The sequence below is a fragment of the Streptomyces sp. NBC_00885 genome, from assembly GCF_045207475.1.
GTDB lineage: Bacteria > Actinomycetota > Actinomycetes > Streptomycetales > Streptomycetaceae > Streptomyces.
This window is the reverse complement of record NZ_CP108796.1, coordinates 7,619,533-7,646,273: the sequence shown is the minus strand read 5'-3', so window position 1 is coordinate 7,646,273 and position 26,741 is coordinate 7,619,533. Positions and strand designations below refer to the sequence as shown.

The following is a 26,741-nucleotide window of genomic DNA, read 5'->3' as shown; positions in this document are numbered from 1 at the left end:
TACCGGCGTGGTGGGGCAGACTGCGGCAAATGAGCGCCATTGCCTGGATCGCCGCCGGATCACTCGCCACGTGGGGATGGCTGCTGCTCGGGCAGGGCTTCTTCTGGCGTACCGATCAACGGCTGCCCCGGCGCGAGGCGCCTGCCGAATGGCCGGATGTGGCCGTTGTCGTGCCCGCGCGCGACGAGGCGGAGGTGCTGCCGGTCAGCCTGCCCTCGCTCCTCGCCCAGGACTATCCCGGTCGCGCGGAGATCGTTCTGGTCGACGACGGCAGTACGGACGGAACCGGGGAGGTGGCCCGCGCGCTGTCCGGGCAGCACGGCGGGCTGCCCCTTCGGGTGGTCTCCCCCGGTGAGCCGGAGCCCGGCTGGACCGGCAAGCTCTGGGCGCTGCGGCACGGCATCGCCGTGGCCAGGGCCGCGCGCGAGCCCGAGTATCTGCTGCTGACCGACGCGGACATCGCCCATGAGCCGGACAGCCTGCGCGCGTTGGTGGCCGCCGCCCGCACGCAGAGTCTCGACCTGGTTTCCCAGATGGCCCGGCTGCGGGTCGCGAGCGGGTGGGAGCGACTGGTGGTGCCCGCCTTCGTCTACTTCTTCTCGCAGCTCTACCCCTTCCGGTGGGTCAACCGCCCCGGCGCCCGCACGGCGGCCGCGGCGGGCGGCTGCGTTCTGCTGCGCACCGAGACAGCCGAGCGGGCGGGCGTCCCGGAGTCGATCCGGCAGGCGGTGATCGACGATGTGTCGCTGGCGCGGGCGGTACAGCGCGCGGGCGGGCGGATCTGGCTGGGCCTTGCCGAGCGGGTGGACAGCGTGCGGCCGTATCCGCGGCTGGCGAACCTGTGGCGGATGGTGTCGCGCAGCGCGTACGCGCAACTGCTTCACAGTCCCCTGCTGCTGGCCGGAACGGTGGTGGGGCTCGCGCTCGTCTATCTCGTGCCACCCGTCGCGCTGTGCTTCGGGGTGTTCGGGAACGACGCGGCCGCGGGCTGGGCCGGGGGCCTGGCGTGGGCGGTGATGACGGGCACGTATCTCCCGATGCTGCGCTACTACCGCCAATCGCCGCTGCTCGCGCCCCTGCTGCCGTTCACCGCGCTGCTGTACCTGCTGATGACGGTCGATTCGGCGGTACAGCACTACCGCGGCAGGGGAGCCGCCTGGAAGGGACGTACGTACTCACGTCCCGAGACGGCTCCCGACCGCTGAGGCCCTACTTCCTGCCGGGCGTCCAGTTCATGCCCCAGCCGTACGCGTAGTCGATGGTGCGCTGCGGGCTCACGCCGCGCTCCGGGACCAGGAAGCGGGCTTCGCGCTGGACGACGAGATCAGACCCGGTGTTGGTGATCAGCGCCAGCGCGCAGACCGTCGACGGCACGGTGCACTCGCCGAGCGAGAAGTCGATCGCGGCGCCGTGCTGCGGCTGGAGTGTGACCGTCGCGTCCAGATCGGCGAAGCTGCGCGCGCCTTGGTAGATGGTGACGAAGATGACGACGCGGCGCAGCCGGTCCTTGTGATCGAGGTTGATGGTGAGGTTCTCGCCGGAGGTGCCGCCGGTGCGGTCGTCCCCGTCGAGATGGATGTACGGAGGCTGGTGCAGCGCGCCGAAGGCGTTGCCGAGGGCCTGGACCACGCCCTTGCGGCCGTCGGTGAGTTCGTAGAGCGCGCACAGATCGAGGTCGAGGTCGCCGTGCATGGCGACCGCTCTGCCGAGTTTGGCGCCCCAGCCCTGGAACTGCTTGCGCACCTGCCAGCTGAGGTTCACGCGCATCGCGCCCGACGTGCCGCCCTGTTTGGTGAGGGAGACGGACGGGGTGTCCTTCGTGAGCGTCACCTTGGTGAGACGTACGGGAGCGGAGGGCGCGGCAGCGGGCGCAGGCGGCGCCGGAACCGGGGGCGCCACGGGCTGCGGCATCGGTGCCGGGGGCGCCGGAGGCATGACGGGCGCGGCGGGAATCGGGGCAGCCGGAGCGGGCGCCGCCTGCTGCGGCTCGTCGACCGTGATGCCGAAGTCCGTCGCAAGGCCCTCAAGACCACTGCTGTAGCCCTGCCCCACGGCACGGAACTTCCACGCGCCCTGCCGCCGGTACAGCTCGCCCAGCACGAAGGCCGTCTCCACGGTCGCGTCCTGGCTGTCGTAGCGCGCGATCTCGGCGCCGGAGCCCGCGTCGAGCACCTTGATGTAGAGACCGGGCACCTGCCCGAAGCTGCCGCTGTCGGCCGAGGCGGCCAGCACGATCTTCTCGATCGCGGGCTCCACGCGCGCGAGGTCGACCGAAACCTGGTCCCTCACACCGTCCGGTGCGGTCTGCTTGCCCTCGTGGCGTACGGCCCCCGAGGCGTGCGAAGGCTGGTTGTAGAAGACGAAGTCGGCGTCGGAACGGACCTTTCCCGACGCCAGGAGGAGCGCCGAGGCGTCGACGTCCGGCACGCCCGGACCGGAACGCCAGCCCAACTCGACGCGAACCTGCGGCGCCGAAACCGGAGTATTGGCTCCTTTAAGCATGGACATGCTCGCCCCCATCGCGAGTCGGGGTGCCCGGAAAGTTCATCTGGCGACCACCTAATCATCCGAGCGGCCCGAACACCCCGGCCGACCCGTGGGTAACCCGCTCTCAGCTTGCCCTTTACACGATCTAAGCACTTGCCTGCGACCGATTTCCCCAGATTCGCTCACATTGGGGATCCATGGTCACTCGCATCTCCCGAAACAACCCTCTTATCGGACTCCCCAACCGGCACATCGTGGGCTTAACTTATGTGCCATGACCTCCCCCCGCGCCACCTACGGCGGCGGTTACTACTCCGCTCCGTCGTTCCCCGACACCCCCATCTACGACTCCCTGGTCGCGGAGCGGGGCACACCTCAGATCGCGCCGATCCGAGTGCCTTCCGCGTACGACACCGGCAACAGCTACCTGCCGGCGCTCCCCGCGGCCCTGCCCGCCCTCCCGGCGGCTCCCTCCTCTCCCTCCTACGGCTATCCGCAGCAGATGCAGCAGCCCATGCCGCTGCAGCACGCACCTGCCCCGTACATCCCGCAGCAGCCCCAGGTGCCGCGCGGGTATCCCGGACCCCAGGGCTACTCCCAGCAGCAGCCCCGTCCGGTCGCCACCGGTTACGAGGCGATGCGGCCCGCGGCCGCCCGTCCCGCTCCGGCGCCCACGCCCTACGACGACCCGTACAACCGGCCGTACCAGGGCGGCCGGGGGTACTGACCGACCGACTGTCCACCCGGTCCGATTCGGACGCGGGGTGCGCACCGGCGAAACGGCTGAGAAGCCGCGGGGATTCGCCGGGGGACCGTCGGTGGACACTGATCGACCCTTCGGCCACGGTGGCCGACCAACGCCGGCAGCGACTGCCGGCGTTGGCGCATGTCCGGGCCCTTGAGCCCTCCGGCCGGGCGGCGGATTCCGGCCGCTCCCACCGATCCCGCCGATCCGCGCCGATCCGCGCCGATCCCGCCGATCCGGGACCGATGAGCACCGATGCGTGTTTAGGGGAACCCTCCGCGGTGCCGGGCGCGTTGGACGGTTGGCGGTGGCCGGAGCGTGTCGAGGGGCAGGGGTGAGGTTGCTCTCTCATCGCACCACCCGTGCCTGTGCCGTGCCGTACCGGACTATGACGGATGCGGAAGGGGGTGCAGGACGTGCGAACAGCCGCAGGAGTCTGGCGCTGGCGCCGCAATCCCCTGCGCCGTGCGACCGATCTCTTCGAGGCATGGCTGGCGCTCGCCGCCGCCGTGCTTCTCGTCACCGCCGCTCCGGCCGTCGGCTGGCTCTGCGGCAGTCTGACCGACGACTCGCTGCGGCAGTCGGTGCGGATCCAGCGCCAGCAGCGTCATCCGGTCATCGCGACGGTGCTGAGACCGGCCGAGGAGCCCAGACCCGCGGCGTACGACCCCGAGGGTGTGGCGGCCCGTGAGAAGCGCCGGCCCGTCGTGGCGAAGTGGACGGCGGTGGACGGCAGTCGGCACACCGGCACGGTCTCCACGGTGCTGCGTACCGCGCGGGCCGGTGACACCTTCACCATTTGGACCGACCGTACGGGGCGGATCGTCAGTCGTCCGATGGACGCGGCGACCGCGCGGGTGCACGCCGTTCTCGCGGGCGTCGCAGCCGCCCTGAGCGCCGCTGGGCTCGTCGAAGGTGCCAGACGGCTGGTCATGTGGCGGCTGGTACGACGCAGACACGCACGCCTGGACCGGGCCTGGGCCGCGGCGGGCCCCGACTGGGGCCGCACCGGCGCGGGCAGCTGACCGGTCACATCTCGTCAACTCCCGCTCGTCGCGCGCGCTACGGTGGTGCGACCCCTCGGGGGTGAGGGGGCGTCCCCTCAGAGGCGCGGCCGAGCAGTTTCACGAGGTGGGGGCAGAGCAGCACGATGGCACAGGGCACGGTCCAGGTGACGCACACCGGCACATCGCGGTGGCGGCGCCGCACGGGCGAGTACCCCTCACTGGCCGCAGCCCTGGAGGCCGCGGGTGACGGCGACATCCTCACCGTCGCGCCGGGGACGTACCGCGAAAACCTCGTCGTCCAGCGGGCGGTGACCCTGCGCGGCTCCGAGGGCGCGGTCGGTTCGGTGCGCATCGCGCCCGCCGACGGGGTCGCGCTGACCGTGCGTGCATCGGCCACCGTCCAGGACCTCCATGTGGAGGGGCAGGACTCGGCGGCCCCCGCGCTGCTCGTGGAGGACGGCACACCCGAGCTGATCGATCTGCGGATCGTGACCCGTTCCGCGGCCGGTCTCGAGGTGCGTGGCGCGGCCCGGCCCACCGTCCGCCGCTGCACCGTCGACAATCCGGGGGGCGTCGGCATCGGCGTCCTCGACGGCGCGGGCGGGGTGTTCGAGGAGTGCGAGGTCGTCGCGGCCGGTCAGTCGGGCATCTCCGTGCGCGGCGGTGCGCATCCGCGTTTCGAGCGCTGCCGGGTGCATCACGCCTCGGGCGCCGGCCTGAGCGTGACGGGCGAGGGCAGCGGACTGGAGGCGATCGGCTGCGAGGTGTACGAGATCAAGGGCACCGGTGTCCAGATCGCCTCGCGCGCCTCGGCCCATCTGACGGACTCCACCGTGCACCGCACGTCGGCGGACGGCATCACGCTCGACACGGACTCCGTGCTCACGCTCTCCGACTGCGATATTCATGACATTCCGGAGAACGCGATCGATCTGCGCTCCCGGTCGGTGCTCACGCTCACCCGCTCCACCGTGCGCCGCTTCGGGCGCAACGGTCTGTCGGTGTGGGATCCGGGCACGCGCGTGGATGCCAACCAGTGCGAGATCCACGACAGCACGGGCGACTATCCGGCCGTCTGGGTCAGCGACGGCGCGAGTGCCGTCCTCGACTCGTGCCGAGTCCACGACGTCCCGGACGCGCTGTTCGTCCTCGATCGCGGCTCACGCGTCGATGTCGTCGACAGCGATCTCTCCCAGATCCGCAACACGGCCGTGTCGGTGAGCGACGGCGCGACCGCGCAGCTCGACGACTGCCGGATCAGGGAGGCCTCCACCGGCGCCTGGTTCCGCGACCACGGCAGCGGCGGCACCCTCAATGGCTGCACCATCGACGCGGCGCAGACCGGCGTGATCGTCACCAAGGGCGCGGATCCGGTGATCGAGCGCTGCACGGTCACCTCGCCCGCCGAGGCCGGTTTCTATGTCTCGGCGGAGGGCCGCGGCACCTTCCGCGGCTGCCGGGTCACCGGCAGCGGCGGCTACGGCTTCCATGTGATGGACGGCTGCCGTACGACGCTGAGCCGCTGCCGCACCGAGCGCTGTGCGCGCGGCGGTTACGAGTTCGCCGATTCCGACGGCGTGGTCGCCGAGGACTGCACCAGCGACGAGAGCGGCATACGGACCGCGCCCGAGCCGACGACGGCCTTGCTGACCGCGACCCAGTCCCCGGGGCTGCTCACCACGGTTCCCGGGCAGCCCGCCCCCGAAGCCGTACCCGCCGAACCCGTACGGACCTCGGGTGCCGTGCTCGGCGAACTGGACGCGCTCGTCGGTCTGGAGAGCGTCAAGCGCGAAGTCCGCACCCTCACCAACATGATCGAGGTCGGCAGGCGCCGCCAGGAGGCGGGCCTGAAGGCCGCGTCCGTCCGCCGCCATCTGGTCTTCACCGGCTCCCCCGGCACCGGCAAGACGACCGTGGCGCGGTTGTACGGCGAGATCCTGGCCTCGCTCGGAGTGCTGGAGCGCGGCCATCTCGTCGAGGTCTCCCGCGTCGACCTGGTCGGTGAGCACATCGGCTCCACCGCGATCCGTACGCAGGAGGCGTTCGACCGGGCGCGCGGCGGTGTGCTCTTCATCGACGAGGCCTATGCCCTCTCCCCCGAGGACTCCGGGCGGGACTTCGGCAAGGAGGCCATCGACACCCTGGTGAAGCTGATGGAGGACCACCGCGAGGCGGTGGTGGTGATCGTCGCCGGGTACACCGCGGAGATGGAGCGGTTCCTGTCCGTCAACCCCGGTGTGGCATCCCGGTTCTCACGGACCATCACCTTCCACGACTACGTGCCAGAAGAGCTGCTGCGGATCGTGGAGCAGCAGGCAGAGGACCATGAGTACCGGCTGGGCGCGGGCACGGGTGAAGCACTGCTGAAGTACTTCACCGCGCTGCCCAAGGGGCCTGCCTTCGGCAACGGCCGCACCGCCCGCCAGACCTTCGAGTCGATGGTGGAGCGGCACGCGGGCCGGGTCGCCGAGCTCACCGAGGTGAACACCGACGACCTGACCCTGCTCTACCCGGACGACCTGCCCGAACTTCCCTGAGCCTGACGGGGAACGACGGGCGTGAGCCGGTCGAGCAGCTCGCGCCGTTCCTTTTCGAACTCCGGGTCGGCCTGGTACTCGGAGTGCCCGAGGATCGGCTCGGGCAGGGGATGCAGGTTGGAACGTCCATACACCAGCGGGTCCTTGAACGCCTCGCAGTCGACTCCCGGGCGCGCGCCGTCGGCGGGGACCCGGACGGGCCCGCCGATCGGGTCGGTCAGCCGCCACAGATTGCGCCAGGTGCTTACCTGACCGCTCAGCTCGGCGAGCGCGATGGGCCCGAAGTAGGCGGGGAACCACCGGCCGTACAGGCGCTCCAGCGGTGATCCGTACGTCAGCAGCGCCACCCGGCGCCGGGTGGCCGCGGGCAGCTGCCAGACGGCGGCCGCCGCCAGCACGCTGCCCTGTGAGTGGCCGGAGATGACGAGCCGCCCGCCGGTACGTGCGGTCCAGGTGCACATCCGCCAGGTGAGGTCGGGGACGGCGCGCTCCGCGTAGCAGGGGGGCGCGAAGGGGTGGGCGGCACGCGGCCAGAAGGTGCCGACGTCCCACAGGATGCCGATGGTGCGCCGGGCGGAGGCGTCACGGTAGGCGCGACGGCCCCAGGTGACGAACAGTATGAAGCCGAAGCCGATCAGCCAGGAGCCGGCGGACTGCGCGGCCTCGGCAACGGACTGGGCAAAGCCGTCACCGAAGGCCTCGCCGGGTACGTCGCCGCTCGCCCACGCCCCGACGACCGCGCCCGCGCCGAGGAGCAGGGTGGCGCCCGAGACGATGCCGACGATCCAGGGCGCGGCGTCGGTGAGGGCGGCCCGTGCGCGAGTGCCCGCGATGCGCCGGGTGCGGCCCTCGTCGGGACGGCCGACCTCGTACTCCGCCTCCACGTCTTCCCCGAGACCGCGGGCCGTCCGCCAGGTGCGTACGGCAAGGACGACGGCGGGGACGAACAGGACGATCAGCAGGACGGGGATGACCGAGGCCTGCCAGCTGAGCAGCACGGGCGGCCCCGGAATGGAGCCTTCGCCGTCCATGCCGGGCGTGCCGGGGCCGTCCAGCCAGTCGGCGACGCGCTGGGCGACACCACCGGTCATCACCCCGCCCAGGGCGCAGGCGAGCATCGCGACGGCCGGCCCGCCCAGGCCGTACAGGGCGGTGCGGGCATGACGCGCGCGGCGGTGCAGGATCCAGGCGACGACAGCCAGGGCGATGACCAGCGCCCCCTGGGCGAGGGCGATGACGCGGAAGGTGACATCGCCGGGGAGGGTGGCGGTGGAGGCCCAGCCGGGCCGCGACCAGGAGGCGTACAGCAGCGCCAGGGCTAACACAGCGAGTGCGGCACCCGGCAGCCAGCGCACGGCGGCGCGGTCGACGCGGACATCGAACTGCTTCTCGCTGCGGCCCCTGCGCACCACGACCCACAGCACGCCGAGCAGCCCGATGACGAGGGCCCCTTCCAGCAGCCATCCGCAGACTTCGAGCAGCGCGTCGTCGCCGCGCCGGTCGTGGCGTGCGGCGGCTCCGGCGACGGCGGCTGCGACGGTGAGGAAGCCCGCGGCGGTGTGTGCGGCGCGCAGCCTGGCGACGAGCCGGCGGCCGTACCAGAATCCCGGGCGGCCGAGCGCGGGCCGTACGACGGGGTCCTTCGGCCCGTCGGCGTCCTCCTCGATCTCCTGCAGGCCCTCCTCCTCGCCCATGTCCTCGCCGGTCGGCGGCCGCTGGGATTCGTACGCGCTCCAGGTGCGGTTGGAGAGGTACCAGAGCAGCCCGACCAGCGCGGCCGGTACGACCGAGGCGAGCGCGAGGCGCCTTCCGGGCTGTGACCACCAGCCGCCCTGAGCAGCGGACACGAATCCCAGCCAGGACTTTTCCCGGGTGCATGCGGCGGAGCCGGCGCACTGCCAGGCCAGCAGATCGAGCGCGACCTCGCAGGCGGCGGCCGTCAGCAGCACGGTGAGGCTGAGGGCGACGAGCCGCACGAGCACCCCGTACAGCCGTGTCGTGGTCCTGCGGCCCTTCGCGCGCGGGCGCATCCAGTGCGCGAGGTTGGCCACCATGAAGGGGAGCAGCAGCAGCCACAGGGCACGTGCGCTGTTGCCGGAGGTGAGGTTGGACCAGCAGTACGCCTCGGGGACGGGCCGGTCCTCGTACCGTTCGGGGTGGCTCTCCGCCTTCTCGTCGTCGGTACGCCGGAACACGGCGGCTTTCTCGTCACCGGAGATCCGGATCGTCCGGGGGTCGCCGAGCATGTCCTGCGGGGTGGCTCCGCCGACGCCGTGGACCAGCAGTTCCAGCGCGGGCCCTCCGTTCGGCGGGACCGGAGTGGCAGAGGACACTTCTGTGGCTCGCTCTCTCGATGTAAAGCTCTCGATGGGAGAATCGATCAGTGCGCGGCCGCGCGGTGGTTCATGACCACCATCCCGGATCATGGCAGTTCACCGCACGGCACTTACGGAATCTCCCCGAGCCCCGTCGGCACCGGCCGTGCGAGGATGAGCAGCCTTGGCCACAGGCGGTGTACGACACCCGGTGTACGACGACATGGAAGGACCGGCCCCGGCAGTGACCGACAACCAGAACCTGCTCGCGGAGCAGCGGCGCGCCCTGATCCTCGACGAGGTGCGCAGGCGCGGCGGGGTGCGGGTCAACGAGCTCACCCGCAAACTCAATGTCTCCGACATGACAGTGCGCCGGGATCTGGACGCTCTGGCCCGGCAGGGGGTCGTCGAGAAGGTCCACGGCGGCGCGGTGCCGGTGGTCGAGCCGAGTACGCACGAGCCCGGGTTCGAGGCCAAGTCGGCGCTGGAGCTGAGCGCCAAGGAAGACATCGCGCGGGCGGCCGCCCGGATGGCGGTGCCCGGCAGTGCGATCGCGCTGTCCGGCGGCACCACGACCTATGCCCTGGCGCACCACCTTCTCGACGTGCCCGATCTGACGGTGGTCACCAACTCGGTGCGGGTCGCGGACGTGTTCCACGCGGCGCAGCGCGCGGGTGCCGCGGGCGGCCAGCGGCCCGGCGCGGCCACGGTGGTCCTCACCGGAGGCGTGCGTACGCCGTCCGACTCACTCGTGGGCCCGGTCGCCGACCAGGCGATCCGTTCCCTCCACTTCGATGTGCTCTTTCTCGGCGTGCACGGGATCTCGGTCGTGGCCGGGCTGTCCACGCCGAATCTCGCGGAGGCGGAGACGAACCGCCGTTTCGTCCAGGCGGCGCGGCGGGTCGTTGTGGTCGCCGACCACACCAAGTGGGGGACGGTGGGCCTGAGTTCCTTCGCCGCGCTGGCAGAGGTCGACACGCTGGTGACGGACTCGGGGCTGTCCGAGGAGGCGCGCGAGGAGATCGCCGAGCATCTGCCGGGTCTGGTGGTGGCAGGCGGTCCCGAGACTTCCGGCGGTCCCGAGACCTCCAGTGGTCCCACGAGTGACGGCGGACAGGACGGCTGACGCCGCGTGGGCGCCTTCCGGATCACGCGGGCCGTCGCGCTGCCGGCGGGCGAGGTCTTCTCGCGCGTCACCGACTGGCGCGGGCACGGGGCTCAGGTGCCGCTGACGGCCGTCCGGGTCGTGACGCCGCCGCCGACCCGGGTGGGCACCCGCTTCGTCGCACGCTCCGGAGTGGGCCGCGCCGGCTTCGACGATCCGATGGAGGTCGTCCGCTGGGAACCGCCCGCGGGCGGCAGGCCGGGGCGCTGCCGTCTGGAGAAGCGTGGCTCCGTCATCACGGGCTGGGCCGAGATCGAGGTGCTTCCGGAGGGTCCCGGCGCCGTGGTGGTCTGGGTGGAGGAACTGCGTATCCGCTTCCTGCCCCGGCTGCTGGATCCGCTGGTCGCCCGGGCGGGTCGGCTGGTGTTCGGCCGCGCCCTGGACGGACTCCTGCGGAGATCCTCGTCTCACCTCTGAAGCACCTGCGGACAACTGACGATCTGTCAACTAAGGTGTGCGACCCCACCCGTCTCCCCTCCGGAGGTACGGTCCCATGGCACGCCTACTGAGCCCCGTGGAACTCGACTTCGTCGAGTCCGCCCCCCTGCGCCTGGTCTTCTCGGCCGAGGTGTCGGCCGCACCGAAGGCGGTGTACGAGGCGCTCGCCGAGGATGTCGCGGGCCTGCCCACCTGGTTCGGCGCGGTCGCCTCCGCCACTCCGACACACGGCGGCGCGGGCCGCGAGGTCAGGCTCAGGGGCGGGATCTTCTTCGCCGAGACGATCCTCGCCCCCGACCCCGGCGAACGCTACGCGTACCGCGTGGACCGGACCAACGCCCCTGGTCTGCGTGCCCTGTTGGAGGAGTGGCGGCTCACGCCCAGTACGTCCGGCACCCGGGTGCAGTGGACGTTCGCCGTGGACGCCCCGGCGCCGATGCGCGGCGTACTGAAGCTGAGCCGGGCGGGACTCGCCGCATCCTTCCGGGGCGCCATGCGCAAGCTCGACCGGAAACTCGCCCACTCCGCCGCGCAGTGAGAGATCAGCGGGCCCACTCCCCCGTAGCCAGGAACTGCTCGATCGTCGCCGTGTACGGGGCGATGTCCAGGCCCTGTTCGTCCAGCCAGGCATCGGAGTAGTACTTGTCGAGGTAGCGGTCACCCGGGTCGCAGAGGAGCGTGACCACACTGCCTCTGCGGCCTTCGGCCACCATCTCGGCGATGATCTTCAGCGAGCTCCACAGTCCGGTGCCCGTGGAGCCGCCCGCCTTGCGGCCTATGGCCTTCTCCAGGGCACGTACGGCGGCGACACTCGCCGCGTCCGGCACCTTCATCATCCGGTCAATGGCACCGGGCACGAAGCTGGGCTCCATACGCGGCCGCCCGATGCCCTCGATACGGGAGCCGCAGTCGCTGCTGGCGCCCGGGTCGCCCTGGGTCCAGCCCTCGAAGAAACAGGAGTTCTCCGGGTCGGGGACGCAGACCCGGGTGTCGTGCTGCATGTAGTGCACATAGCGGGCGATGGTCGCCGAGGTTCCTCCGGTGCCCGCCGTCGCCACGATCCAGGCCGGCTCGGGATAGCGCTCCGAGCGCAGCTGCTGGTAGATCGATTCGGCGATGTTGTTGTTGCCGCGCCAGTCGGTGGCCCGCTCCGCGTAGGTGAACTGGTCCATGTAGTGGCCGCCGGTGCGCTCCGCGAGGGACGCCGACTCCTCGTACATCTTGCGCGAGTCGTCCACGAAGTGGCACTGCCCGCCGTGGAATTCGATCAGCCGGATTTTCTCGGGGCTGGTCGTGCGCGGCATCACGGCGATGAAGGGGACACCGATCAGCTTGGCGAAATAGGCCTCGGAGACCGCGGTCGAACCGCTGGATGCCTCGATGACCGGTTTGCCCGGCCGGATCCAGCCATTGCACAGGCCGTAGAGAAACAGCGAGCGCGCGAGGCGGTGCTTGAGGCTGCCGGTCGGATGGGTGGACTCGTCCTTGAGGTAGAGGTCGATTCCCCACTCCTCCGGCAGGGGGAAACGCAGCAGATGCGTGTCAGCAGAGCGGTTCGCGTCGGCCTGGACCTTGCGGACCGCTTCCTTCAGCCATGCCCGGTAATGCGGATCGCTGCGGTCCACATCGACGGTCACCATCGCCCCGTCCGTCACAGACTTCCCACTCGTACTCATGCGTGCCGTTCCTCGCCTTGTCGACTCCGGTCCCCACTCGTCACAGTAAGCCCCTCACCTGCACAAACGTTCACTTTGGGGATCCATAGGAGTCACTTGCAGGCCAGGAGCCGCCCCTGCCTTTCCGCACGTACTGGTGAACTCGCCCCGAGTTGTGCAGACTTGCAAGGAGGAAACGTGCGAAGGGGGCGGAGACTCGATGGCGATGGCAGAGCCCGAATTCAGCGCTACGGGCGTGCGGATCGAGCGGTGGCCGCGATCACTGACAAGGGCCGGGCAAGTGCTGATCAAGGACGGCAGGCTGGCGCTGCTCACGAGCTACGGCCGGGTGATCGAGAGCGCGCCGGTGCGCGCGGTCAGGGCCGGTAAGCCCTGGTTCGCCGATGACGCGAGCACGGTTGCGACGCTCAACGGCAAGAGGTACCGGCTCACGATGGGGCAGCGCAGCCGCAGGCCGGAGGGCCGGGCACTGGCCGGGCGCTTCCTGGAGGCCGTGCGCGGCGCAGGCGGCACCAGGAGCTGAGAGTAATCACCCGAGTGCGGTGAGTTGCGGAACTGTCTGCACTGGTTCACGCTTGTATCACGTCACTCAGGGTTTACCGGCGGTCACGCTGTGATCCAGCCCCGCCGGACACATCAGCAGCCAGCCAACTGCTGGATCCGATCCTTCGTCTTCCGGACCTCATTCGGGGAGTCGCAGCCGTGATCAGCCAGCCAAGCAGGCACTGCACGGTGGAGCTCCAAGCCCTGCCGTCGCGGATCGGTCAGGTCCGCAGAATCATCTCGGCGCAACTGCGCTACTGGCATCTCGATCCTTTGATCGACCAGGCAGCGCTCGGCGTCACCGAACTGCTGACCAATGTCCACCGCCATGCCGAGCCCGACAAAGTGTGCACTGTCGAGATCGAGTTGCTGCTCGACCGGCTCACGGTCTCGGTCCATGACCACGATCCGCGGCTTCCGACCGTGCGCGACTCCGATGCGCTGGCCACCTCCGGCCGCGGGCTCGCGCTGATAGCGGCGGTGAGCGAGAGCTGGGGCGTACGGCCCAAGGGCGACACGGGCAAGATCGTGTGGTTCACGCTCTCGGCGCCGTCACCCGCGGTGGCTGTGCCGGCGTATCCGATGGTGTACGGAGCGACGCCTGACGGCCCGTTCGCAACAACGCAGGACGGTGCGCGCAAACGCGCCACAGCGCGATCGACCGTCGCCGGGTGAGAGGCGCCGGACGGGCTCGGGGCCCGTCCGGCGTTCGAGAAGCCACGCGGACTACTCCGTGGCGATGGCGCGCAGCACGTCCAGGCGTGCCGCCCGCCGCGCCGGCCGCCAGCCCGCGACCGCTCCGGCCACCAGGCCGACCAGCGCTACCACCAGGAGCTGAAGGGGCGGTACGGCGAACGCGAAGGCGGTGTCGCCCGCGCCCTCGGACGCCTTGACGAGCACCCAGCCGAGCAGCCCGCCCAGCGCCAGTCCGCCCGCCGTACCGAATGCGGCGACCAGCACCGACTCGTAGCGCACCATCGAGCGCAGCTGCCTCCGGGTCTGTCCGACCGCCCGCAACAGGCCCAGTTCCCTGGTGCGTTCGTGAATCGCGAGGGTAAGCGTGTTCGCGATGCCGAGCAGCGCGATCACCACGGCGAGCGCGAGCAGGGCGTAGACCAGGGTGAGCATCATGTCGATGGCTCCGGCCGCACTCTGCGCGTACTCCTCCCGGGTCTGCACCTCGGGGTTGCCGTACGCGGCCGCTGTCTTCTCGACCGCCGCCGCGCCGTCCGCGGTGGACACGCCGTCCTTGAAAGTGACCGCGATCAGCGTGTCGGAGTCCTGGCCCCGGTGCGGAGCCCAGGCCTCGCGGGTGATGACGTAGTCGCCCGCAAGCTCCGACTGCTCGAAGACGGCGCGGACGGTGAAGGTCTGCTTCTGGCCGTCGGCGAAGGCGAGTTCGGCGGTGGATCCGGGCTTCCAGCCCTTCTTGTCGGCCTCGGTGTCCGCGACGGCCATTGCGCTGGTGCCGAGGCCGTCCAGCGAGCCCTGCACGGTGCCGAGGTCGAAGGACCTGCCCAGCGCCACCGGGTCGGTGACAGTCAGCAGGCGTCCCGCGCCGTCGACCTCCGCGACGCCCTTGCCCAGGCCGACCGCGGTCTCCACCTCGGGCTGCGCGGCGACGGCGGGGGCGAGCTTCGGGCTGAGCCCGCTGCCGCCCGCGCCGAAGGCGGGCACGCTGACGGCCACATCACCGGCGAAGGACCGGGAGACCGTCTGGTCCATGGTCGCCTTCAGCGAGGCGCCGAAGACGGTGAACAGGGAGACGACGGCGACACCGATCATCAGCGCCGTCGCGGTGGCCGCGGTCCGCTTGGGGCTGCGCAGTGCGTTGCGCTTGGCCAGGCTGCCGGAGACGCCGCGCAGCCGGTCGAGCGGTCCGCCAAGGATCCGTACGGCATACGAGGACGCGACCGGGCCGAGCACCACGAAGGCAGCCAGGGCCAGCACTGCGCCTGCAGCCGCGAGCCAGATGGACGGCGAGGCCACGACGCCGAGCAGGATGATGCCGATACCGGCCAGCGCGACGCCCGTTCCGATGTACGCACGCTTCCGGGAGGCCGCCGACTGGTCGACGGCGGTTTCACGCAGCGCGGCGAGCGGAGCGGTCCGCCCGGCGCGCAGAGCGGGCATCAGCGCGGAGCCGAGGCCGACGATCACGCCGACGGTGAGCGGCAGCAGCAGCGAGAGGCCGCTGATGACCAGGCTGCCCTCCGGGAAGGGGAAGCCGATGACGGGGAACAGCGCCAGCAGTCCCGCGGCGATCCCGATGCCGCCGAGCAGACCGACGGCAGACGCGGTCAGCGCGACGACGGCCGCCTCGACGAGCGTCGAGCCGACGACCTGGCGCCTCGACGCGCCGAGCGCGCGCAGCAGCGCGTTCTCGCGGGTGCGCTGGGCGATGACGATCGCGAAGGTGTTGTAGATGGAGAAGGTCGCGACCAGCAGCACGATGCCGGAGAACACCAGCAGCAGGGTGGTGAACAGATTCAGGAACTGACCCGAGATCATGTCCTGGTTCTCTTCCGTCACCTCCTGGCCGGTGACCGCCTCGACTCCCTGGGGAAGTACGGGCGTCAGCGCGTCCACGAGCTCCTGCTGACTGGTGCCGGGTCCGGCCCGGACCTGGATGGACGAGGCCTGACCGGGCTTGGGGGTGAGGTATTTCTCGGCGTCGGCGAGGGTCATCGCGGTGAAGGTGACCTGGGCCATGCCGTCCTCGCCGCCGAAGGTCGCCAGTCCGACGATCGTGACCTGCACCGGGTCGGGCGTGCGCAGCACGGTACGGTCGCCGATCTTCAGCCCGCCCTTTTCCGCGGCGCCGCGGTTGACCACGACCTCGCCGCTCCTGGCGGGGACACGTCCCTCGGCGAGCTGGTACGGGTTGAGCTCCGGGTCGGTGATCCAGTTGCCGGCGAGCGTCGGCGGGCCCTGTCCGCCGACGGGCTTGCCGCCCGATCCGACGAGCTGTCCCGCGCCCTGGATGCTGGGCACGGCGGCGGCGACGCCCGGCGTCTTCTCGATCCTCGACACGAGGTCGGTCCCTACGGGCTGCCGGGTGCCCTGGCCCTCGCCGGAGACCGTGACGACGTTGGAGCTGCGGACGACGGCGTCGGTGCCGCCGTTGGCGCTGGCGAACATGGTGTCGAAGCTGCCGCGGAGCGTGTCGCCCATGATGAGCGTGCCCGCGAGAAAGGCCACACCGAGCAGTACGGCGGTGAAGGTGCCGGCGAAGCGCCGTTTGTGGGCGCGCAGGGAGTTGAGGCTGATGCGCAGCGCGGCGCGGCTGCCGCTCATGTCTTCGCCCCCTGGGCGTCGAAGGCCTTGAGACGGTCCAGGACGCGCTCGGCGGTCGGGGCCTCCATCCGGTCGACGAGCCGTCCGTCGGCGAGGAAGACGACCTCGTCGGCGTGGGCCGCGGCGACCGGGTCATGGGTGACCATGACGACCGTACGGTCCGTCTGGCGCACTGCCCGGCCCAGCAGCCGCAGCACCTCTTCGCCCGAGCGGGAGTCGAGATTGCCGGTGGGCTCGTCGGCGAAGACCACGTCGGGCCGGCCGGCGAAGGCGCGGGCCACGGCGACACGCTGCTGCTGTCCGCCGGAGAGTTCGCTCGGCCGGTGGTGCAGCCGGTCGCGCAGTCCGACGGTGTCGACGAGGGCGTCGAACCACTCACCGTCGGCCCGCTCCCCCGCCAGATCCATGGGGAGAGTGATGTTCTCGGCGACGGTGAGCGTGGGGATGAGATTGAAGGCCTGGAAGACGAAGCCGATGCGCTCGCGCCGCAGCAGGGTGAGCCTGCGGTCGTCGAGCGCGCTCAGATCGGTGTCGCCGATGAGGGCGGAGCCCGAGGTGAGGGTGTCGAGCCCGGCGGCGCAGTGCATCAGCGTCGACTTGCCGGAGCCGGAGGGCCCCATGATGGCGGTGAAGCGGCCGACCGGGAAGTCGACGCTCACCCCGTCCAGAGCCCTCACTTCGGTGTCGCCCTTGCCGTAGACCTTTACGGCGTCGACGACACGGGCGGCGATGCGGGTCAGGGTGGCGGTGGTGGTCATGCCGCACCGTCCTTGCCGCCCGCCGTACGGCCGAACTGCTCGTCCAGGACGGACAGTCGGCGCCAGTACTCGTCCTCGTCGATCTCACCGGCGGCGAAGCGTCGCCCGATGATCGCGATCGGCGAGTTCTCGCCGTAGGTCACGCGGGGGCCCTGCCACGGGCCGCGGCGGCCGCGCCAGATGCCGGTGCGGCGCAGGACGGTGACGACGGAGACGACGACAGCCGCCCAGATCAGGGGGAGGAACAGAATCCACGGGCCGGGCCCGTCGTACGCCAGGGTGTTCATCTCGGTTCAGCTCCTCGGTGGGATGGTGGTACGCGGTTCGTTGTCGCTTCCGAGGCTCCCGCCGGGAGGGGGTCGAAGTCGTCGTACGGCCAGCGGCACTGCGCGTACCACCCTGGGAGTACGCAGGGCTTTCACGCCTGCTCCCGACCTGTCCTGGATTCTGTACCTACTAGTATGTACAGTCGCTGTATGAGTACCCCAGAACGGCTGATCGAGGCCACCCGCGAGCTGCTGTGGGAGCGCGGCTACGTGGGCACCAGCCCCAAGGCGATCCAGCAGCAGGCGGGCGCCGGCCAGGGCAGCATGTACCACCACTTCGCGGGCAAGCCCGATCTGGCGCTGGCGGCGATCCGGCGCACGGCCGAAGAGATGCGCGCGAGTGCCGAGGCGGCGCTGGGCGTCGAGGGGACGGCGTACGAGCGGATCAGCTCGTACCTGTCGCGCGAGCGGGACGTGCTGCGCGGCTGCCCCGTCGGACGGCTGACGATGGACCCGGACGTCATCGCGAACCACGAGCTGCGCGCACCGGTCGAGGAGACACTCGACTGGCTGCGCGGACGGCTCGCGGCAATCGTCCAGGAGGGCCGGGAGCGGGGCGAGTTGAGCACGGCGCTGGTGCCCGCCGAGATCGCGGCGACGATTGTCGCGACCGTGCAGGGCGGCTATGTGCTGGCCCGGGCCTCGGGCTCGGCGGCCGCGTTCGACGCGGGCGTGCGGGGCCTGCTGGCCCTGCTGCGGACCAACGGGAGCAATTGATGCATGCCATGCAGTACGAGATCACGCTGCCGGCCGACTACGACATGGGGATCATCCGTGAGCGGGTCGCGACGCGGGGGCATCTCCTGGACGACTTCCTGGGGCTGGGCCTCAAGGCGTATCTGATGCGCGAGAGCGCCGACGGCTCCCCGGTGAACCAGTACGCGCCGTTCTATCTGTGGGCCGCACCCGAAGGCATGAACGGCTTCCTGTGGGGGCCGGGATTCCAGGGCATCGTCAACGACTTCGGACGTCCAGTCGTCCAGCACTGGACGGGACTGGCCTACGAGGAGGGGCCCGCGTCCGGTGCCGTGCCGCGCACCGCGACACGCCGTCGGGTACGCCTGCCGGAGTACGACCCGCCCGCCGCGGCGGTGGAGCGGGCGCTGGAAGAGCACCGGCGTCTGGCGAGCGCGGACGGCGCGGTCACGGTCGCCGTCGGCATCGATCCCCGGCACTGGGAGCTGGTGTACTTCACCCTCTGGGCCGAGGACGCGCCCGAGGAGGTCGGCGATGCCTTCCAGGTGCTGCATCTGTCGGCCCCGCAGCGTGCTGAGCTGCCTCGCGGACGGCACTGGTGAGCCTCGGCCGAACGGTCCTAGGGCGTGTTTTGGAAGTGGCGCCGTCCGCCCGAAGGGCGGGCCCCGCGGCGTCTGGTGCGTGCAATCGCAAGGCGGTGGGGGCACCCCCGGACGACGTCTGGGGGAGATCGTCCTCGTACTGGACGTACTTGGGCGACTCCGACAACACCGCGAGTGCGCGTGCCAGGCGCCGCGGGGCAGGCGAAACTTCGAAAACACGCCCTAGACGCAATGCCGTTGCTTTACGGATCTGCTGGTTGGGGTCTGGTGATCAGGACGGCTCGTGTGCCGGTGCGGGTGGGCTGGGGCCAGTCATGGTGTTCAGGTCGTTTGAGCCGGTAGTTGGACATCTTGCGTTTCACGACGCGGGGCTGGCTGCGCAGGCGTCTGTTGGGCAGGAGTCGTTCCAGGAGGTCCTGTTCGAGTATCACCAGGGCTCTGACCAGGAGGTCAGGGGGAAAAGCTGCCGGGCGTGACGGTCACGCTGCGGCGGGCAGAGCGCAGGGTTTCGGTGAAGGAGACCCGGTCGGGGTCCAGGCCACGGGTGGCGGCCGTTCTCAGCATGAGCTCGCGCAGGGCGTGGTGGACCAGCAGGTGTGCCCAGATCTGCTGGCGGACGCCGTCGGGGGTTTTGCTGCTGAGGACGACGCGTGCGCCGCGCTGATGAGTCTTGATCTCAGCGAAAACGGACTCGATCTCCCAGCGTTCGCGGTAGAGCGCGGCCAGTTGCCGGGCCGGATACCGTCGGGCGTCCAGCAGGGTGGTGACCAGGCGGTATCCGCCGGCTGCATCCTCGCCGAGCTGGTCCTTGAGCCGGTAGGCCAGGACCCGGACCACGATGGGCTCGTTCCGGGCAGGGTCGCTGCTTGCGCGGATCTGTGACAGCCACGACCCGTCACGGAACTGCCTGGTGACGGGCAGGACGCGGTTGGCGGGCACCCGCCAGAGCAGGTCGGCGCCGGTGGCGGTGAATGCCTGCCACAACGGGACACCGAGGAACTCCCGGTCGGCCAGGACGAGCTGGCCGGGACCGCAGGAACGCGGCAGACGGGCCACCAGGGTGACTTCACCGGTGCGGCAGCCGGCCAGTTCCGCGTCCAGCACCGCATGGCTGCCCAGCTCTACCAGGGCAGCCATCCGCACCTGTGGAAACGCACTCCGGCCTGTCCCGCGGCCGCTGCCCGGACGATCGAAGGCAGCCTCGTTGGCCGCGGTGTCCGCGACGTCCCAGCAGGTCCCGTCCACCGCCAGCAGCCGCAGCCCCCGCCAGAACGCCCCGGGCGTCGCCTCGGTGGCCATCGGCTTGGCCGTCGTGGCGAACAGCACCCGCAAGGGCTCCGAGCCCAGCCGTTGCCGGGCCCGGAACAGCGAGGACTTCGCCGGCACGTGCCAGGCACCGAGCAGTCCCTGGCTTCGCAGACCCTCCACCAGGTGCCGCATCACTTCCAGATACGGAGCCGGAGAGAACAACGCGAGCCCCAGCACGAAGTACAGCACCAGCCGGGCGGGAAGCAGTCGCTTGCGTTGTTCCGCGCAGCCGCAAGCGGCCACCACCCGATCCACCAACCCCGGCGGATACACCCAGGTCAACAGCCCCAGACCCGATAACTCAGAGACACTCACAGCCACCCGAACCACCCCCGGGACCACTGCCAAGCAGCCTACGCCCGCAACCTAAAACAACGGCATTGGCCCTAGACGGGGCCCGCGAACTCGCGCTCCAGCCGCCGCCGTACGCGCTCCTCGTGGAAGAGTCGTCCCACAAGCGCTCCGCCGTACACGACGAATCCGACTCCGACGAGCCAGGACTGGATGACGAGCACGGTCCCGAACGAGCCGTAGGTGACGGCGTTCGACGCGATCAGCGGCGAAAAGACCAGCTGTGAGAAGACCCGCAGACCCAGCATGCCCACGGCCGTGGCCACAGACCCTGGCAGCAGGGCGCGCCAGCGGACCCGGCCGCCGAGCAGCACGCGCTGCGAGACCCAGAAGAACAGGACGGTGCCGACGAGATCACCCACGGCGTTGAATATCGTGACCGGGACCGATTGGGCCGACAGGGGTGTGTTGACGAAGGCCAGGAGGGCGAAGATCAGCAGGGCGAGCCAGACGACATGCCGCCACATGGTGTGCCAGCGGGCGGTCGGCAGGTCCCAGACCTTCTCGTAGCCCGTCTGTACGGCACCGCCGAAGGTCAGGCCGAAGACGGTGAGCGCGGCGAGACCGAAGGCGGTCGTGCGCTGCAGCGTCGCGCCCGGCAGGCCGAACAGCCGCTGGACCTCGTCCTGGGAGGCTTCGGACACCCCCAGCGCCTGGCCCAGCCAGCGGGCGAAGCCCTGTCCGCTCGCCGGATCGGCCGCCGCGACGACGACGAGCAGCGGAACCAGCGTCAGAAAGCCCAGTGCGGCGAAGCCCATGGCACGGTGCATCAGCTCCATCTCGCGGCCACGGTTCCAGGCCAGCCCGACCGGTGACGCAGCGATCCTGCGGCCCAGGTCGTGGAGCCGGTGCGCGTGGGAAGCCGCGCCGGAGGGCTTGTGGGTCATAGGTCGTCGACTACCCGGAAGTGCATCGCCACGCTTCCATCGTGCCCCCGGACGGGTGTTCCCGCCCGTGCCGCCCACGGGCTGCCCATCCGGCCGGGCCAGTTCGTGTTACCCCGGCGTTCGCCGCACCGTGTACACATTCCTCAGGACCCGACCGGCGATCAGCCGAGCGCGGCCAGCGGGTCGTCGAGCACCGGCTGCCAGGCCAACTCGGCGGCTCCGACCAGGCTGTTGTGATCCAGCGTGCAGGCCAGGATCGGCACCCCGCCGCTGCGCCCCCACAGACTGCGGTCGGCGACCACTGCGCGCAGCCGCTCGGGGTCGGCCTCGAGCAGATCGCGGTGCAGTCCGCCGAGGATGATGCGGTCGGGGTTGAGGATGTTGACCAGACCGGCGAGCCCGAGGCCGAGGCGGTCGACGAGTTCCTCGGCCGCGTTGCGTACGGCGGGGTCGTCGTACTCCGTACGCAGCAGCTCCCGGCACTGCTGGAGCAGTGAGACCTCGGGGCCGGGGACGCGTCCCGCGGCGATGAGGAAGGCGAGCGGGTCGGCCTCGACGTCGAGGCAGCCGCGGCTGCCGCAGTGGCAGGGGCGTCCCTCCGGATTGACGGTGAGGTGGCCGACTTCGAGGGCAAGGCCCGAACTGCCGGTGTGCAGACGGCCGTCGAGCACCAGAGCCCCGCCGACGCCTCGGTGGCCGGTGGCGACGCAGAGCAGATGCTGGGCGCCGCGGCCCGCGCCGTGGCGGTGTTCGGCGAGCGCCGCGAGGTTGACATCGTTGCCGGTGAACGCGGGTCCCTGGATGCCCGCCGCGCGGACCCGCTCGGCGAAGATGTCGCGGACGGGCGCCCCGGCGGGCCAGGCGAGGTGCAGCGGATTGAGCGCGGTGCCTTCCGGTTCGGCGACCGCGGAGGGCACGGCGAGGCCCGCCCCCACGCATCTGCGGCCGCTCTCGCGGAGCAGCGCCGCGCCCGCGTCGACTACCTCGCCGAGCACTTGGGCGGGGTCCTCGGAGACGGTGACACAGCCTGGCGCGGTGGCGACGGTACGGCCGCCGAGTGCGACGAGCGCGGCTCGGAATCCGTCGGCGTGCACCTGGGCGGCGAGGACGACCGGGCCCGCGTCGTTGACGGCGAGCCGGTGCGAGGGACGGCCCTGGGATCCCGCGGCGGCGCCGGGCCGGGAGTCGACCCGGATCAGCCCGAGCGCTTCGAGTTCCGCGGCGACGGCACCGGCGGTGGCGCGGGTGACGCCGAGCTCGGTGGTGAGGACGGCGCGGGTGGGGGCGCGGCCCGTATGAACCAGTTCCAGCGCGGGGCCGAGGGCGCCTCGGCCCCTCTCCAGCCTCGTTTTGATGGTTGTCGCCTTGCCGTTCATGGATGCGAGTCTCCCATGATCCGGAGGCTGAGCAGCCGCCTTGTCCGGATCGGCCTCCGGCCTCTATCCTGACTTTGTGCCGCTACTAAACAAACCAAGGACGGCCGTTCCCGGCGGGCCCGGCGCAGACATCGCCTCGCCCTCCCTGTCTCGCCTCCGTGCCGCGCTGACCGTCTTCTTCGCCCTCGACGGCTTCCTCTTCGCCGGCTGGGTGGTCCGCATCCCCGCGATCAAGGAACAGACCGGGTCGTCGGCGAGCGATCTGGGGCTCGCTCTACTCGGCGTCTCGGCGGGTGCGGTGGTGACGATGACGCTGACCGGCCGGCTCTGCCGCCGCTACGGCAGCCATCCGGTGACCGTCGTCAGCGGCGCCCTGATGTCGCTGAGCATCGCCCTTCCGCCGCTGACCCATTCGACGCTCGCGCTCGGACTGGTGCTGCTGGTCTTCGGGGCCGCCTACGGCGGGGTCAATGTCGCGATGAACAGCGCGGCGGTCGATCTGGTCGCGGCCATGCGGCGGCCGGTGATGCCCAGCTTCCACGCGGCTTTCAGCCTCGGCGGCATGATCGGCGCGGGTCTGGGCGGACTCGTCGCGGGCGGGCTTTCCCCCACCGCGCATCTCATCACCCTCACGGCGATCGGTCTGCTGGTCACCGCCGCCGCGGGACCCGTGCTCCTGCGCCACCCGGCGCCGGTCGCCGGGCACGCGGCGAAGGGCCCGGGGAAGGACCCGGCGGGCAACCCGGCGCCGCGCAGGCTCGAGGGGCGTACGCGCCGGATCGTCGTCCTCTTCGGCGTGATCGCGCTCTGCACGGCGTACGGAGAAGGCGCTATGGCCGAGTGGGGCGCGCTCCATCTCGAACAGGACCTGCACGCCCACGCGGGCATCGCCGCCGTCGGATACTCGCTCTTCGCGCTCGCCATGACCGCCGGCCGCCTCTCGGGCACGACCCTGCTGGAGCGGCTCGGCCAGACCCGCACGCTGGTCGCGGGCGGCACCACGGCGGCTGCCGGCATGCTGCTCGGCGCGCTGGCGCCCACCGTGTGGCTCGCCCTGCTCGGCTTCGCGGTCACCGGCCTGGGACTCGCGAACATCTTCCCGGTGGCAGTGGCCAGGGCGGGCGCACTCGCGGGACCCGGCGGGGTCGCGGCCGCGTCGACGGTGGGCTACGGCGGAATGCTGCTCGGCCCGCCCTCGATCGGCTTTCTCGCCGACTGGTTCTCACTGCCGGTGGCGCTGACGACCGTGGCCGCGCTCGCCGGTGGCGCGGCCCTGATCGGCTACTCGGCGCGGAAGGCGTCCGTACCCCAGGGCGGCTGAGCACGCCGTCTCAGTCCGCCCCCCGTTGCGGGCGGACCATGGGAGCGACGTCGCCCCTGCGGGAGAACCGGGGACGCGGTTTCCGGGTCCGCGCCGTACCGCTGCCCCCGGGGAGCGTGAGCGCAGTGGCACAATCTGGAGCATGGAGACCGCCCGGCTGATCAAGTTCCTTGTCCACGAGGGCCAGTTGCTGGCGGCTGCCGCCGCCGAGGCGGGCTCCGACGCGATGGTGCCGACCTGTCCCGAATGGCAGGTGCGGGACCTGCTGCGGCACGTCGGGATGGTCCACCGCTGGGCGACCGCCTTCGTCACCGAGGGCCGTACCGAATACCACCCTGCCGAGGAACGGTCCGAGCTCGACGGCGACGAGCTGGTGGAGTGGTTCCGGGAGGGACACGGGCTGCTGGTGGCGGCGCTGAGCGAGGCGCCCGCGGACCTGCACTGCTGGACCTTCCTCCCCGCGCCGTCGCCGCTCGCCTTCTGGGCCCGGCGGCAGGCGCACGAGACGGCGATCCACCGCGTGGACGCCGAGTCGGCGCTGGGCGGCACACCGAGCCCGGTCGCCGCCGAGTTCGCCGCCGACGGCATCGCCGAGCTGCTGACCGGCTTTCACGGCCGCTCCCGCAGCCCGGTGCGCTCCGAGGCACCGCGTTCACTTCGCGTACGGCCGGTCGACACGGATGATGTGTGGACCGTATGGGTGTCCACCGACGCGCCCCGTACGGAGCCCAGCGAAGAGGGGCCCGCGGACTGCGAGTTGAGTGGTACCGCCGAGCAGCTCTATCTGACGTTGTGGAACCGGCTGCCGCTGTCCGCCGTGTCCGTCACGGGCGAGGCGGACCTCGCCCGGCTGTGGTGCGAGATGTCCCCGATCACCTGGTCGTAGCCCGGATCAGGCTGTCGGGTTCGCCAGCATCCGGGAGAGCACGGCACGCTGCAGCGGCTGCACCTCGGCGTGCCGGGCCCGGCCCGCCTCCGTGAGCGCGACCCGCACACCGCGCCGGTCCTCGCTGCACATCCCGCGGGTGACGAGGCCGTCCTTCTCCAGCCGCGCGACCAGCCGTGACAGGGCGCTCTGGCTCAGATGGACCCGGGACGCGAGCTCCTGCACCCGGAACGAGCAGTCGCCTTCCCCGGGGTTCTCGGCGAGCACATCGAGGACCTCGAAGTCACTGGCGCCGAGCCCGTGCCGGTGCAGCTCGCGGTCGAGCTCGCAGATCGTACGGGCATGCAGCGCGAGGACCCCCCGCCACTCGTCCACGAGCGCTCGCTCGGACTTCTTCGCCGCCATGACGGCACGGTAGCAGAAAAGACGGACTTTGTTGCATCGGAATTAAATGTATTTGCATTCAATGCATGCGCATGTACTGTCCTGCCCATGACCTCTCCGCTCACCGTCCCCGTAGCGCAGGAGCGCTGGAGCCCGCGACTCTGGGGCACCCTGCTCGTGCTCTGCGCGGCGATGTTCCTCGACGCCCTCGACGTATCGATGGTCGGCGTCGCCCTGCCCTCGATCGGGACCGATCTCGATCTCTCCACCTCGACCCTGCAGTGGATCGTCAGCGGCTACATCCTCGGATACGGCGGCCTGCTGCTCCTCGGCGGCCGCGCCGCCGACCTCCTCGGCCGGCGCCGGGTGTTCCTGATCGCGCTCGCCGTCTTCGCACTCGCCTCGCTCCTCGGCGGGCTCGTCGACTCCGGGCCGCTGCTCATCGCCAGCCGTTTCATCAAGGGCCTGAGCGCGGCGTTCACCGCGCCCGCCGGACTCTCCATCATCACCACCACCTTCAAGGAGGGCCCCCAGCGCAACCGCGCGCTGGCCATCTACACCACCTGCGCGGCCACCGGCTTCTCCATGGGCCTGGTGCTGTCCGGGCTGCTCACCGAGGTGAGCTGGCGCCTGACCATGCTGCTGCCCGCGCCCATCGCCCTGATCGCGCTGCTGGCCGGCATCAGGCTGATCCCGAAGAGCAGCCGCGAGGACTCCGGGAAGGGATACGACCTGCCGGGCGCCGTCACCGGCACGGCCTCGATGCTGCTGCTCGTCTTCACCGTCGTCCAGGCCCCCGAAGCGGGCTGGGCATCGGCACGCACCCTGCTGTCCTTCCTGGCCGTGGCCCTGCTGCTCACCACCTTCATCATCATCGAACGGCGCAGCCCGCACCCGCTGATCCGGCTGGGCGTGCTGCGCTCGGGCAGCCAGATCCGGGCCAATCTCGGCGCGGCCCTCTTCTTCGGCTCGTACGTCGGTTTCCAGTTCCTCGTCACGCAGTACATGCAGACCCTGCTGGGCTGGTCGGCGCTCCAGACGGCACTCGCCTTCCTTCCGGCAGGCGCCCTGGTGGCACTCTCCTCGACGAAGATCGGCTCGGTCGTGGACCGGTTCGGCACGCCGCGCGTGATCGCCGCCGGCTTCAGCCTCCTGGTCGTCGCGTACGCCCTCTTCCTCCAGATCGACCTCACACCGACCTACGCTGCCGTGATCCTGCCCTCGATGCTGCTGCTCGGCGCGGCCTGCGCCCTGGTCTTCCCCTCGCTCAACATCCAGGCCACCAGCGGCGTGGAGGACCACGAGCAGGGCATGGTCTCCGGCCTGCTGAACACCTCGATCCAGGTCGGCGGGGCGATCTTCCTCGCCGTCGTCACCGCGGTGATCACGGCGGGCGGCGGCACGGGCCGCTCCGCGCAGGCAGTGCTCGACAGCTTCCGGCCGGGCCTGGTGGTGGTCACCGCGATCGCGGCGGCCGGGCTGCTGATCACGCTGACCGGTCTTCGTACGCGCCGCAGCGGAGCGACCGTCCTGGTGGCGAAGTCCGTACCGCAGACGGAGCCGGAGCGGGTGACGGCCGGCGACTGACCGGCACCGTGCTCAAGGGGGCGGCGGCCGACGGGAGTTCTTGCCCGTC

General features: G+C 71.0%; 24 protein-coding genes. 14 read left to right on the top strand and 10 right to left on the bottom strand.

Annotated elements, in window-relative coordinates:
- Positions 1 to 29 precede the first annotated feature (29 nt).
- Positions 30 to 1,205: a glycosyltransferase gene (locus OHA61_RS34935; protein WP_406306378.1), complete on the top strand. Its 1,176-nt coding sequence runs from the start codon at positions 30 to 32 to the stop codon at positions 1,203 to 1,205.
- A gap of 4 nt (positions 1,206 to 1,209) precedes the next feature.
- Here OHA61_RS34935 and OHA61_RS34930 read toward each other — a convergent pair whose 3' ends face one another.
- Positions 1,210 to 2,508, bottom strand: coding sequence for a TerD family protein (locus OHA61_RS34930; protein ID WP_324982992.1), 1,299 nt, complete (start codon positions 2,506 to 2,508; stop codon positions 1,210 to 1,212).
- A gap of 253 nt (positions 2,509 to 2,761) precedes the next feature.
- On the opposite strand from OHA61_RS34930, the gene OHA61_RS34925 reads away from it, so the two are divergent.
- From OHA61_RS34925 to OHA61_RS34915, 3 genes are all read left to right on the top strand, one after another.
- Complete coding sequence (locus OHA61_RS34925) at positions 2,762 to 3,214, top strand: DUF6643 family protein (RefSeq protein ID WP_324982990.1); 453 nt, start codon at positions 2,762 to 2,764, stop codon at positions 3,212 to 3,214.
- Positions 3,215 to 3,648: 434 nt separating this feature from the next.
- On the top strand, positions 3,649 to 4,257 hold the full coding sequence (locus OHA61_RS34920) for a hypothetical protein (protein ID WP_406306377.1): 609 nt from the start codon (positions 3,649 to 3,651) through the stop codon (positions 4,255 to 4,257).
- A gap of 125 nt (positions 4,258 to 4,382) precedes the next feature.
- Positions 4,383 to 6,776 (top strand): right-handed parallel beta-helix repeat-containing protein, encoded by a 2,394-nt coding sequence (locus OHA61_RS34915; RefSeq protein WP_406306376.1) that lies wholly within the window; start codon positions 4,383 to 4,385, stop codon positions 6,774 to 6,776.
- Here the strand turns inward: OHA61_RS34915 and OHA61_RS34910 are convergent.
- Positions 6,746 to 9,109 carry a hypothetical protein gene (locus tag OHA61_RS34910; RefSeq protein WP_406306375.1) on the bottom strand — a complete coding sequence of 788 codons (2,364 nt, stop codon included), beginning with the start codon at positions 9,107 to 9,109 and terminating at the stop codon, positions 6,746 to 6,748. The genes OHA61_RS34915 and OHA61_RS34910 overlap by 31 nt on opposite strands.
- Before the next feature lie 226 nt (positions 9,110 to 9,335).
- On the opposite strand from OHA61_RS34910, the gene OHA61_RS34905 reads away from it, so the two are divergent.
- The 3 genes from OHA61_RS34905 to OHA61_RS34895 all read left to right on the top strand — a co-directional run bounded on the left by OHA61_RS34905 (position 9,336) and on the right by OHA61_RS34895 (position 11,232).
- Complete coding sequence (locus OHA61_RS34905; RefSeq protein ID WP_361903832.1) at positions 9,336 to 10,217, top strand: DeoR/GlpR family DNA-binding transcription regulator; 882 nt, start codon at positions 9,336 to 9,338, stop codon at positions 10,215 to 10,217.
- A 6-nt stretch (positions 10,218 to 10,223) separates the two neighbouring features.
- Positions 10,224 to 10,673, top strand: a complete 450-nt coding sequence (locus OHA61_RS34900) for an SRPBCC family protein (RefSeq protein ID WP_406306374.1) — start codon at positions 10,224 to 10,226, stop codon at positions 10,671 to 10,673.
- Positions 10,674 to 10,749: 76 nt separating this feature from the next.
- Entirely contained in the window at positions 10,750 to 11,232 is a 483-nt protein-coding gene (locus OHA61_RS34895; RefSeq protein ID WP_406306373.1) for an SRPBCC family protein, read from the top strand.
- 4 nt (positions 11,233 to 11,236) lie between these two features.
- On the opposite strand, the gene OHA61_RS34890 is transcribed toward OHA61_RS34895, so the two are convergent.
- Positions 11,237 to 12,370: a PLP-dependent cysteine synthase family protein gene (locus OHA61_RS34890; RefSeq protein ID WP_406306372.1), complete on the bottom strand. Its 1,134-nt coding sequence runs from the start codon at positions 12,368 to 12,370 to the stop codon at positions 11,237 to 11,239.
- Between the two features lie 199 nt (positions 12,371 to 12,569).
- Between OHA61_RS34890 and OHA61_RS34885 the strand changes: the two genes are divergently transcribed.
- Both OHA61_RS34885 and OHA61_RS34880 read left to right on the top strand, forming a co-directional pair.
- Positions 12,570 to 12,893: a hypothetical protein gene (locus OHA61_RS34885; RefSeq protein WP_266488005.1), complete on the top strand. Its 324-nt coding sequence runs from the start codon at positions 12,570 to 12,572 to the stop codon at positions 12,891 to 12,893.
- A gap of 179 nt (positions 12,894 to 13,072) precedes the next feature.
- Positions 13,073 to 13,588, top strand: coding sequence for an ATP-binding protein (locus tag OHA61_RS34880; RefSeq protein ID WP_406306371.1), 516 nt, complete (start codon positions 13,073 to 13,075; stop codon positions 13,586 to 13,588).
- A 51-nt stretch (positions 13,589 to 13,639) separates the two neighbouring features.
- Here the strand turns inward: OHA61_RS34880 and OHA61_RS34875 are convergent, their stop codons facing one another.
- The 3 genes from OHA61_RS34875 to OHA61_RS34865 are packed head-to-tail and all read right to left on the bottom strand — an operon-like array spanning position 13,640 to position 17,255.
- Positions 13,640 to 16,210: an ABC transporter permease gene (locus tag OHA61_RS34875; protein WP_406306370.1), complete on the bottom strand. Its 2,571-nt coding sequence runs from the start codon at positions 16,208 to 16,210 to the stop codon at positions 13,640 to 13,642.
- Positions 16,207 to 16,968 carry an ABC transporter ATP-binding protein gene (locus OHA61_RS34870; protein ID WP_361913795.1) on the bottom strand — a complete coding sequence of 254 codons (762 nt, stop codon included), beginning with the start codon at positions 16,966 to 16,968 and terminating at the stop codon, positions 16,207 to 16,209. Before OHA61_RS34870 ends, OHA61_RS34875 begins: the two co-directional genes overlap by 4 nt.
- Positions 16,965 to 17,255 carry an SHOCT domain-containing protein gene (locus OHA61_RS34865; protein ID WP_406306369.1) on the bottom strand — a complete coding sequence of 97 codons (291 nt, stop codon included), beginning with the start codon at positions 17,253 to 17,255 and terminating at the stop codon, positions 16,965 to 16,967. The genes OHA61_RS34870 and OHA61_RS34865 overlap by 4 nt, the downstream gene beginning before the upstream one ends.
- A 174-nt stretch (positions 17,256 to 17,429) precedes the next feature.
- Between OHA61_RS34865 and OHA61_RS34860 the strand changes: the two genes are divergently transcribed.
- Together OHA61_RS34860 and OHA61_RS34855 are read left to right on the top strand one after the other, a co-directional pair.
- On the top strand, positions 17,430 to 18,011 hold the full coding sequence (locus tag OHA61_RS34860; RefSeq protein WP_406306368.1) for a TetR/AcrR family transcriptional regulator: 582 nt from the start codon (positions 17,430 to 17,432) through the stop codon (positions 18,009 to 18,011).
- On the top strand, positions 18,011 to 18,592 hold the full coding sequence (locus OHA61_RS34855) for a DUF4865 family protein (protein WP_406306367.1): 582 nt from the start codon (positions 18,011 to 18,013) through the stop codon (positions 18,590 to 18,592). The genes OHA61_RS34860 and OHA61_RS34855 overlap by 1 nt, the downstream gene beginning before the upstream one ends.
- Before the next feature lie 450 nt (positions 18,593 to 19,042).
- Here OHA61_RS34855 and OHA61_RS34850 read toward each other — a convergent pair whose 3' ends face one another.
- From OHA61_RS34850 to OHA61_RS34840, 3 genes are all read right to left on the bottom strand, one after another.
- Entirely contained in the window at positions 19,043 to 20,215 is a 1,173-nt protein-coding gene (locus tag OHA61_RS34850) for an IS4 family transposase (protein WP_406301143.1), read from the bottom strand.
- Between the two features lie 71 nt (positions 20,216 to 20,286).
- Positions 20,287 to 21,138, bottom strand: coding sequence for a YhjD/YihY/BrkB family envelope integrity protein (locus OHA61_RS34845; RefSeq protein ID WP_406306365.1), 852 nt, complete (start codon positions 21,136 to 21,138; stop codon positions 20,287 to 20,289).
- A 161-nt stretch (positions 21,139 to 21,299) separates the two neighbouring features.
- A complete protein-coding gene (locus tag OHA61_RS34840; RefSeq protein ID WP_406306364.1) occupies positions 21,300 to 22,514 on the bottom strand; it encodes an ROK family protein in 1,215 nt (404 codons plus the stop codon).
- Positions 22,515 to 22,590: 76 nt separating this feature from the next.
- Here OHA61_RS34840 and OHA61_RS34835 point away from each other — a divergent pair, with 76 nt between their 5' ends.
- Positions 22,591 to 23,835, top strand: a complete 1,245-nt coding sequence (locus tag OHA61_RS34835; protein ID WP_406306363.1) for an MFS transporter — start codon at positions 22,591 to 22,593, stop codon at positions 23,833 to 23,835.
- A 142-nt stretch (positions 23,836 to 23,977) separates the two neighbouring features.
- Positions 23,978 to 24,721, top strand: a complete 744-nt coding sequence (locus tag OHA61_RS34830; protein WP_406306362.1) for a maleylpyruvate isomerase family mycothiol-dependent enzyme — start codon at positions 23,978 to 23,980, stop codon at positions 24,719 to 24,721.
- Positions 24,722 to 24,727: 6 nt separating this feature from the next.
- Here the strand turns inward: OHA61_RS34830 and OHA61_RS34825 are convergent, their stop codons facing one another.
- Entirely contained in the window at positions 24,728 to 25,126 is a 399-nt protein-coding gene (locus tag OHA61_RS34825) for a MarR family winged helix-turn-helix transcriptional regulator (protein ID WP_406306361.1), read from the bottom strand.
- Positions 25,127 to 25,213: 87 nt separating this feature from the next.
- Here OHA61_RS34825 and OHA61_RS34820 point away from each other — a divergent pair, with 87 nt between their 5' ends.
- The gene (locus OHA61_RS34820; RefSeq protein WP_406306360.1) at positions 25,214 to 26,692 is read left to right on the top strand and encodes an MFS transporter; all 1,479 of its coding nucleotides are present in this window, start codon (positions 25,214 to 25,216) and stop codon (positions 26,690 to 26,692) included.
- Positions 26,693 to 26,741 lie beyond the last annotated feature (49 nt).

Bases quoted from the DNA above. Each gene is read 5' to 3' on its own strand.
- OHA61_RS34935 (WP_406306378.1), top strand. From the start codon at position 30: ATGAGCGCCATTGCCTGGATCGCCGCCGGATCACTCGCCACGTGGGGA.
- OHA61_RS34930 (WP_324982992.1), bottom strand. From the start codon at position 2,508: ATGTCCATGCTTAAAGGAGCCAATACTCCGGTTTCGGCGCCGCAGGTT.
- OHA61_RS34925 (WP_324982990.1), top strand. From the start codon at position 2,762: ATGACCTCCCCCCGCGCCACCTACGGCGGCGGTTACTACTCCGCTCCG.
- OHA61_RS34915 (WP_406306376.1), top strand. From the start codon at position 4,383: ATGGCACAGGGCACGGTCCAGGTGACGCACACCGGCACATCGCGGTGG.
- OHA61_RS34895 (WP_406306373.1), top strand. From the start codon at position 10,750: ATGGCACGCCTACTGAGCCCCGTGGAACTCGACTTCGTCGAGTCCGCC.
- OHA61_RS34890 (WP_406306372.1), bottom strand. From the start codon at position 12,370: ATGAGTACGAGTGGGAAGTCTGTGACGGACGGGGCGATGGTGACCGTC.
- OHA61_RS34885 (WP_266488005.1), top strand. From the start codon at position 12,570: ATGGCGATGGCAGAGCCCGAATTCAGCGCTACGGGCGTGCGGATCGAG.
- OHA61_RS34875 (WP_406306370.1), bottom strand. From the start codon at position 16,210: ATGAGCGGCAGCCGCGCCGCGCTGCGCATCAGCCTCAACTCCCTGCGC.
- OHA61_RS34870 (WP_361913795.1), bottom strand. From the start codon at position 16,968: ATGACCACCACCGCCACCCTGACCCGCATCGCCGCCCGTGTCGTCGAC.
- OHA61_RS34865 (WP_406306369.1), bottom strand. From the start codon at position 17,255: ATGAACACCCTGGCGTACGACGGGCCCGGCCCGTGGATTCTGTTCCTC.
- OHA61_RS34860 (WP_406306368.1), top strand. From the start codon at position 17,430: ATGTACAGTCGCTGTATGAGTACCCCAGAACGGCTGATCGAGGCCACC.
- OHA61_RS34855 (WP_406306367.1), top strand. From the start codon at position 18,011: ATGCATGCCATGCAGTACGAGATCACGCTGCCGGCCGACTACGACATG.
- OHA61_RS34845 (WP_406306365.1), bottom strand. From the start codon at position 21,138: ATGACCCACAAGCCCTCCGGCGCGGCTTCCCACGCGCACCGGCTCCAC.
- OHA61_RS34840 (WP_406306364.1), bottom strand. From the start codon at position 22,514: ATGAACGGCAAGGCGACAACCATCAAAACGAGGCTGGAGAGGGGCCGA.
- OHA61_RS34830 (WP_406306362.1), top strand. From the start codon at position 23,978: ATGGAGACCGCCCGGCTGATCAAGTTCCTTGTCCACGAGGGCCAGTTG.
- OHA61_RS34825 (WP_406306361.1), bottom strand. From the start codon at position 25,126: ATGGCGGCGAAGAAGTCCGAGCGAGCGCTCGTGGACGAGTGGCGGGGG.
- OHA61_RS34820 (WP_406306360.1), top strand. From the start codon at position 25,214: ATGACCTCTCCGCTCACCGTCCCCGTAGCGCAGGAGCGCTGGAGCCCG.